Origin of the sequence: Streptomyces anatolicus (genome assembly GCF_019400875.1) — a bacterium.
In the GTDB taxonomy this organism is placed as follows: Bacteria; Actinomycetota; Actinomycetes; order Streptomycetales; family Streptomycetaceae; genus Streptomyces; species Streptomyces anatolicus.
Genome location: NZ_WMBF01000365.1, coordinates 1 through 6,480 on the forward strand (window position 1 = coordinate 1; position 6,480 = coordinate 6,480).

8 protein-coding genes are annotated in these 6,480 nt (G+C 68.6%); 6 read left to right on the forward strand and 2 right to left on the reverse strand.

Translation table 11 applies throughout. From position 1 onward, the window contains the following. The first annotated feature begins 222 nt into the window (after positions 1-222). The 3 genes from GKQ77_RS24880 to GKQ77_RS24890 all read left to right on the forward strand — a co-directional run bounded on the left by GKQ77_RS24880 (position 223) and on the right by GKQ77_RS24890 (position 1,872). Positions 223-612 carry a hypothetical protein gene (locus tag GKQ77_RS24880; protein WP_219691174.1) on the forward strand — a complete coding sequence of 130 codons (390 nt, stop codon included), beginning with the start codon at positions 223-225 and terminating at the stop codon, positions 610-612. Between the two features lie 343 nt (positions 613-955). Beyond that, positions 956-1,408: an SRPBCC family protein gene (locus GKQ77_RS24885; protein ID WP_125511419.1), complete on the forward strand. Its 453-nt coding sequence runs from the start codon at positions 956-958 to the stop codon at positions 1,406-1,408. 254 nt (positions 1,409-1,662) lie between these two features. Next, entirely contained in the window at positions 1,663-1,872 is a 210-nt protein-coding gene (locus GKQ77_RS24890; protein ID WP_219691169.1) for a DUF6243 family protein, read from the forward strand. 91 nt (positions 1,873-1,963) lie between these two features. On the opposite strand, the gene GKQ77_RS24895 is transcribed toward GKQ77_RS24890, so the two are convergent. Both GKQ77_RS24895 and GKQ77_RS24900 read right to left on the reverse strand, forming a co-directional pair. After that, positions 1,964-2,581: a hypothetical protein gene (locus tag GKQ77_RS24895; RefSeq protein WP_219691170.1), complete on the reverse strand. Its 618-nt coding sequence runs from the start codon at positions 2,579-2,581 to the stop codon at positions 1,964-1,966. A gap of 239 nt (positions 2,582-2,820) precedes the next feature. Continuing rightward, entirely contained in the window at positions 2,821-3,381 is a 561-nt protein-coding gene (locus GKQ77_RS24900; RefSeq protein ID WP_219691171.1) for a hypothetical protein, read from the reverse strand. A gap of 257 nt (positions 3,382-3,638) precedes the next feature. On the opposite strand from GKQ77_RS24900, the gene pcaDC reads away from it, so the two are divergent. The 3 genes from pcaDC to GKQ77_RS24915 all read left to right on the forward strand — a co-directional run bounded on the left by pcaDC (position 3,639) and on the right by GKQ77_RS24915 (position 6,434). Continuing rightward, complete coding sequence (pcaDC, locus tag GKQ77_RS24905; protein WP_219691172.1) at positions 3,639-4,928, forward strand: bifunctional 3-oxoadipate enol-lactonase/4-carboxymuconolactone decarboxylase PcaDC; 1,290 nt, start codon at positions 3,639-3,641, stop codon at positions 4,926-4,928. Positions 4,929-4,991: 63 nt separating this feature from the next. Further along, positions 4,992-5,624, forward strand: coding sequence for an MBL fold metallo-hydrolase (locus GKQ77_RS24910; RefSeq protein WP_219691175.1), 633 nt, complete (start codon positions 4,992-4,994; stop codon positions 5,622-5,624). A gap of 30 nt (positions 5,625-5,654) precedes the next feature. Further along, positions 5,655-6,434: an exodeoxyribonuclease III gene (locus GKQ77_RS24915; protein ID WP_219691173.1), complete on the forward strand. Its 780-nt coding sequence runs from the start codon at positions 5,655-5,657 to the stop codon at positions 6,432-6,434. Positions 6,435-6,480 lie beyond the last annotated feature (46 nt).

Genomic DNA, 6,480 nt, shown 5'->3' on the forward strand with positions numbered 1-6,480 from the left:
GTGGGCGGGGGGCTTGAATGGGCGGTGTGATCGGTTTCTTGTCCACCCGCGCTCCTCGCAATCGCCCGGTCCGACCAAGATAAATGGTGTTTGCGAGTGGCCAGTTCTCGCTGGTGCAGACCAAGCGGCTGGGCCGCTGCTCCAGCGGGCTCTATCAGGGACGGGCGCATCGACCCAGATACTCCAATGCGCATTGACGTCTACGACGGGGAGTAGTGCTTGATGTCGCTGATCCATTCGACCGACCCTGACTTCCGCGTGTGTCAGATCAGCTTCGATACGCTTCTCGCGATCCAATTGGAGGCGGAAGAGCGAGGCTGGGCGACTCGGTGGTCCTCGGTTCACGCACTCCGCAGCCAGGTCAAGGAAGGAAGCGTCGTCCTTCAGTCGCTGATGCGTGAAGAGAGAGGGGGAGATGTGCGGGCCTACCGATGCCTTCTCCTGTTCTCGGCCGTGGATGACGGCGGTGCGGGGGGAGTTGCCACGATCGACCTTGATCCGGCGAGGTTCGAATCGTTGGAGCGGCTTGATCGAGATCCGGATGTCCGGAAGGCGCTGGCCCGTATGTTCTCCCTTGCAATGGGCGGGACTTCAATGGTCTCGAAGAAGTAGTGGAGTCTGCTGATCCGCGGTCCGATTCACGGGAGCGGCGATGGGGATGACGGCCTCTTGACAACTGCTCAGGAGGCTGTCGTCCAGGGAGAGACGGGCCCGCGCACCTGGACGTGGGTGTCGCGCCACTCGTTCTCCTTGCGGGCGTCGCCGCACCAGCGCGTTTCCCTCGGTGGCGGCAATGCCGATCAGCCCCTCCAGGCGGCGCCGCCCGCCCGCGGGTGTCCGATCAGCAGAGGCGGGAGTGAAAGCGGGGGCTCGGGGCACCCGGAGGGGGCCAGAGCGATGCACGGCCCGGTCAGGCCGGTGCACCCGGACCCGTCCACAAGGAAAGGTGTCATCCGTGTCGCAAGTCGAAGAGTCCATCGAGGTCAACGTGCCGGTCCACACCGCGTACAACCAGTGGACCCAGTTCGAGACCTTCCCCGAGTTCATGGAGGGCGTGCAGCGGATCGAGCAGCGCAGCGACGCACTTACCCACTGGGTGACGAAGATCGACGGGGTGGAGCGGGAGTTCGACGCCGTGATCACCGAACAGATCCCTGGCGAGCGCGTGGCGTGGACCACAGTGGAGGGGGAGGCCAAGCAGGCCGGCGTCGTCACCTTTCACCGCCTGGACGACGCGCGTACCAAGGTCATGCTGCAAATGGAGTTCGACCCCCAGGGCCTGGCCGAGACGGTCGGCGACAAGCTCGGCTTCGTCAAACGACAGGTCACCGGCGATCTGGGACGGTTCAAGACGTTCATCGAGCAGCGCGGTGGCGTGGAGACCGGTGCCTGGCGCGGCCAGATCTGACCCCACGCGCGCCCCTCAATGCCTGAGCCCCCAATACCTGACCCCGGGCGCTCACCGAAGGCCCGGCCGACCTCCCACGGGGAGAAAACTGGTGTGCGGGGCCGATGGCACCGGGTAATGTCTGGGTCATGTTCTTCCAGAGGTCGATTTACGAGTGAGAGCGTGATGGGCCCCCGCTGACGTCCTCCGACGTCGCCGCGCCCGTCCCCCACCGATGAATCCGTAGATCACTTCACATCATTCCGGGAGAACCCATGAGCAAGAACATCAACAACCCCGTGGGCATGGGCGGCGGCAAGCGCAAGAAGCTGTCCCGCGCCGAGCGGCAGAACAACGGCCCGCACCGCAACCTCGACCGCCAGGGCGCCGCCGACCAGATGGCGGAGCTGGTGCGCAAGATGCGCGAGAAGGTAGGCGCAACCGAGGGCGCCGAGCAGCCGGGCGACGACACCGCACAGAGCTGACGCACCGCCGCCTCAAGGCGGCACCGTACGAGGCAGGGCCCGGTCCGCGACGCGCGGTCCGGGCCCTGCTGCCGTACCGGGGGAGCTGCCGTCAGTGCACACCGCCAGGGCTGCTTTCGCTGCTCGACGAGGCTCGGATCGCGGGCAGGATTTCAGTGACGGCTTGCGCATAGTCGGCGAGGAGTCGCGTCAAACGGTCGTGCTGGGCCGACAGTTGGTCGTACTCGTCGATCTCCGTCGGCGTCCAAGCCCTGTCAGTGTCCTCCAATTCCGACAGACGCAGCTTGGCCATGGCCGCACTGGCGACAGCCCGGAAAGCATCGAGAAGGCGGTCGGCGGATTCCCCGGGGACGCCAACGAGAAGAGCGTCGAGTTCGCCACCCGGGCCGGGAAGCGCCGGAATGCCGAGTTCGAGCCAGCAGTCTCCCCAGAGACGACGGCGCCGCGCCTCCGGATCGATGTCGTCCACTACATCGATACCGCCTGTGTCATTCCTCCGAACCGCCAGTCCGGAACGGCCTGCCAGATCAGAGGTGATGGCGGCGAGGTCGTCGTTGTAGCCGGGGGCTGCGCTCGGCGCGGGCGCGCCGAGGAAGACACCCAGCTCCACCAACTTTCGCGTGTGCTCGTCCACGTCGGGCAGGACTGCCATGTCCTCCGCGGACATCAGGGTGTCCGGTGCGGCCGCGCCCAGGCGTGCGTACGGCATGGGTGTCCCGTGGACCGCGGATTTCCACGCCGCCACGGCCGCGTCGACCCACCAGCAGACCGCTGCTCTGCTTGCGACTCTTCGAGCAGAACGGTCGAGCAGCGTGCCAGGGCGAATAAGCCTTCGTCGATCTCAGGCGCCGTCATGACCTCGGCTGCGGTGTGCTCGGGCCTGAGCGTGGGGAGCGAAGGATGGCCACTCACGTCGGACTCCGCCCGCGGAGCGGGGGGCATGGTGTGTCAGCGACGAGAGCTGGGACGGAGCCGATCCGGTAGGTCAGGGAAGAGGCGCTCTGCCATAAGCAGGGTCATCTCAGAGGGATCGTGGGCGGGCGTGACGAAGTGCGGTACCGGCATCCACTCGCTGGAGACGTTCTTCCCTCCGGGGAGGATCAGGGATATACGCATGAGCTCGAGGCCGGAGGACCGCATGCCCACCAGTAACGCCGCCGGAATTTCGTAGTGGCAGCGCATCGTGGCCATGGCGGGGATCTCGCAGAGTTCGCCAACGACCGCGGTAGTCGATTTGCAACGTAGCTTCGACCGGTGACGGGTCTTGTAGTCCACGGCTATGCCCTCCGGTCTTGCCGGAGTGGTGCCGAGGTTGCTGAAGGCCAGGTAGTAGGGGACATTTTTGCTGCTACCCCTCGACTGACGAATCGTTCCATAGACGGGTGATTCGAGGCGCATGCGCACGCGGGGCCGAGCGCGACGGTACGTGGCCCACGAGGCGATCGCGTTGGCCCCGGTGAAAACGGCACTCAGGGACGCGATGAGGATGGCTACGGCTCCTGGCGACATGCCCGCAGGATGCCCCCAGGAGCCCGCGACCGAGGCCGACTTGAGGAAGTTCAGCGGTTGGTCGCTCTCGCCCCCCCTGGCGACGTGCCCCTCGGGGGCGCGGTCCCGTGAACGCCTCCCCGTGGGCGCGTCGAGGCCAACACGTAGATTGAACCCTGAGTGCTTGGGTGCCGAACCTGCGAGAGCATCCGAAGCAGCAGTGGGCCATACCGCCCGGTCGGTCGTGACAAATTGTGAGAGAAAAGAGCATGCAGGACGTGAGTGAGACACCGACCAACACCCTGCAATACCGCTTCGACGGGCCAGAAGACGCCCCGGTCCTGATCCTGGGTGCCTCCCTCGGAACCACCTGGCACATGTGGGACCGCCAGATACCCGACCTGACCCGGCACTGGCGGGTGTTCCGTTTCGACATGCCCGGGCACGGCGGGGCGCCCGCGCACCCCTGTGGGTCGGTCGGTGAGCTGGCCGACCGGCTGCTCGCCACGCTCGACGGGCTCGGCGTGCAGCGCTTCGGGTACGCGGGCTGCGCCTTCGGCGGTGCCATCGGCGCCGAACTCGCGCTCCGGCACCCCCAGCGCGTCGCCTCGCTCGCGCTGATCGCCGCCTCGCCGCGGTTCGGCACCGCGGACGAGTTCCGCCAGCGCGGAGTCATCGTGCGCAGCAACGGCCTCGACCCCATCGCCCGCTCCGCGCCCGACCGCTGGTTCACGCCCGGCTTCGCCGCCGCGCAGCCCGCGATCACCGACTGGGCCGTCCAGATGGTGCGCACCACCGACCCCGGCTGCTACATCGCGGCCTGCGAGGCCCTCGCCGCCTTCGACGTCCGCGCCGAGCTGGGCCGGATCGGCATCCCCACGCTCGTCCTCGTCGGCTCCGAGGACCAGGTCACCGGGCAGGGCGAGGCCCGCACCCTCGTCGCCGGGATCCCCGACTCCCGCCTCGCCGTCGTGCCGGGCGCCTCGCACCTCGCCCCCGTCGAGCAGCCCGCCGCGGTCACCGACCTTCTCGTACGCCACTTCAGCACGGCCTGGCAGGAAACCCCGGCGGCGATCACACCCCCGCCGGTCAAGCCCGTCCTGTCCCCGAAGCCCGTGGCCCCGACGGCCCCCATGGCCGAGATCGCCGCCGCCGAGCAGCCCGAGGCCGTCGTCGGCACCGGCAGGCCCGACCCGTACGAGGCGGGCATCAAGGTCCGCCGCGAAGTGCTCGGCGACGCGCACGTGGACCGGGCGCTGGCCTCGGCCGACGACTTCTCCGGCGACTTCCAGGAGCTGATCACCCGCTACGCCTGGGGCGAGGTCTGGAACCGCCCTGGCCTTGACCGCCGCTCCCGCAGCTGCGTCACCCTCACCGCCCTCGTCGCCGGCGGTCACCTGGACGAGCTGGCCTTCCACACCCGCGCCGCGCTGCGCAACGGCCTCACCCCGGCCGAGATCAAGGAGGTGCTGCTCCAGGCCGCCGTCTACTGCGGCGTGCCCGCGGCGAACTCCGCCTTCAGGGTCGCGCAGACCGTCATTCGCGAGGAGACCACGCACCCGGAGTAGCAGGATGGGGGGATGACTGACACGACGACTCCGGCAGGAAGCTCTCCCTCGCGCGCGAAGCGCATGACCTTCACGAAGAAGTCCCACGCGTGCGTGCGTCTCGAAAAGGAGGGACGCACGCTGGTCATCGACCCGGGCGGCTTCAGCGAGGACGACGCGGCCCTCGGCGCCGACGCGATCCTCGTCACCCACGAGCACCCCGACCACTTCGACGAGGGACGGCTGCGCGCGGCCCTCGAGGCCCGCCCCGCCGCCGAGATCTGGACGCTCAGGTCGGTCGCGGAGAAGATCTCGGCCGCTTTCCCCGGGCGCGTGCACACCGTCGGGCACGGCGACACCTTCACGGCCGCCGGGTTCGACGTCCAGGTCCACGGCGAGCTGCACGCGGTGATCCACCCGGACATCCCGCGCATCACCAACGTCGGCTATCTGGTCGACGGCTCGGTCTTCCACCCCGGCGACGCCCTGACCGTCCCCGACCGGTCGGTCGAGACGCTGATGCTCCCCGTCATGGCACCCTGGAGCAAGATCTCCGAGGTGATCGACTACGTACGCGAGGTCAAGCCGCAGCGTGCCTACGACGTCCACGACGCCCTGCTCACCGACCTCGCCCGGCCCATCTACGACAACCAGATCGGGGCCCTCGGCGGCGCCGAGCACCTGCGTCTGACGCCGGGGGAGACGGCAGAACTCTGACTGTCAGTGGCGCCGGGTAGGTTGTGAGGCATGCGCATTGCGACCTGGAACGTGAACTCGATCACCGCTCGGCTGCCAAGGCTCCTCGCCTGGCTGGAGAACACCGGCACGGACGTGCTGTGCATACAGGAGACCAAGACGACGGCCGAGGCGTTCCCCGCCGACGAGCTGCGCGAGCTGGGCTATGAATCGGCGGTGAACGCCACCGGCCGGTGGAACGGGGTGGCGCTGATCTCCAAGGCCGGCCTCGAAGACGTCGTCAAGGGCCTCCCGGGCGGTCCGGGGTACGACGGCGTGGACGAGCCCCGGGCGATCTCCGCGACCTGCGGCCCCGTCCGCGTCTGGTCGGTGTACGTGCCGAACGGCCGCGAGGTCGACCACGCCCACTACGCCTACAAGCTCCAGTGGTTCGAGGCCCTGAAGGCGGCGGTCGCCGAGGACGCTGCGGGCCCCCGCCCCTTCGCGGTCCTCGGCGACTTCAACGTCGCGCCGACCGACGACGACGTCTGGGACCCCTCGCTCTTCGTCGGCGCCACGCACGTCACCCCGGCCGAGCGCGCCGCCCTCGCGGCCCTGCGCGAGACGGGTCTGACGGACATCGTGCCCCGACCCTTGAAGTACGCCCACCCGTTCACGTACTGGGACTACCGCGAGCTGGGCTTCCCGAAGAACAAGGGCATGCGCATCGACCTGGTGTACGGAAACGCCCCCTTCGCGAAGGCCGTCTCCGACTCGTACGTGGACCGCGAGGAGCGCAAGGGCAAGGGCGCCTCCGACCACGCCCCGGTCGTGGTGGACCTGGACGTCTGAGCCCCGGACGCCCCGGACGCCCGGGCTGCCCCGGGCACCCAGCACC